1 protein-coding gene is annotated in these 1069 nt (G+C 75.6%); it reads left to right on the forward strand.

The annotated features are described in order from the left end of the window. Positions 1-72: 72 nt before the first annotated feature. The coding region (locus tag ROTAS13_RS24870; protein WP_139323583.1) for a hypothetical protein at positions 73-1069 on the forward strand (997 nt) is incomplete at its 3' end.

Consider the following 1069-nt stretch of genomic DNA (forward strand, 5'->3'; position numbering starts at 1 on the left):
TTCGCCTTACGGTGGGGCTGTGCGTAGATGTGATCAAGAGACAGCCATGCCCGGCCGCGGGCGCCCGGCACGGTGGCGAGCGTCACCGCGCATACCGACGGCGCGGGGCGGCTGCACTGGCTGCTGGTCCGCCACGGGATCGCCTCCCTCGCGGGCGGCGAAAGCTTCGTGGTGCGGGAGGACCGGCTGCAACTGACCGGAACGGCGGAGGGGGTGGCGCAGGCGGCGCGGGCCATGGCGCCGGGTGCGGCCCTGGCCGGGCGCGACCCGTCGCCGCCCGAGGAGCCCGCCGCGGCGCTGCTGGCCGTCGCGGCCACGCTGCTCCTGGCGCCGCCGGAGACCGGGGTGGAGGAAAGGGAGGCGCTGCTCTCCTGGTGCCACGCGCATCTCGCTCCCCTGCTGGAACAGGCGCCCGGCCTGCCGACGCGGTCCCTTTGCGACCTCGTCCTGGCGCTGGATTCCCTGGCACGCCTGCCGGGCGGGGAAGCGCGGCGGGACCTGCTGCGGGAGCCTGTGCGGGCACTGTTGGCGCGCCAGGCGGAAGGGGAGGAAGGCATCTTCGCCGAGGGGGCCGGACAGGAGGGCGAGGCGCTTTCCATGGTCAGCCACGCGGCAGGGCTGCTCGCCCTGGCGCGCCTGGCCCTGCTGGACCCTTCCTGGCCCGGACTGGGTGATGCGCTGGCGCGCGGCGTGGCGGCCTTGCGGCTGGGGGCCATGGACCTGCCCGGCCGCGCCACGCCGCTGGAGACCATCCTGATCCGCCGCCGTTGCAGCGACGGGCCCTGGCAGCGCAGCGGCGTGGTGTCCGCCGAGGAATGTGGGCTGCTGCTGCGCGCGCTGGCCGCGCTCAGCCTCGTCGCGGAGGAAGGGCGGCTGGAACTTTCCGAGGCGCTGCGGGAACGGGCCGGGGTGATGATCGGCCAAGCGCAGCGCGTGCTGCGCGGCTTGCTCTGGGACCACGGGCCGGACGGGCTGGAGGCGAGGGTCTCGGCGCTCGGCAACTCCAGGGCCGGCCTGGGCCATGGGCGCTCCCAGGCGGCCCTCCTGCTGGCGCTGCTGTCGCCAGAGC

The organism is Roseomonas sp. TAS13, assembly GCF_001950415.1.
Taxonomy (GTDB): domain Bacteria; phylum Pseudomonadota; class Alphaproteobacteria; order Acetobacterales; family Acetobacteraceae; genus Roseomonas; species Roseomonas mucosa.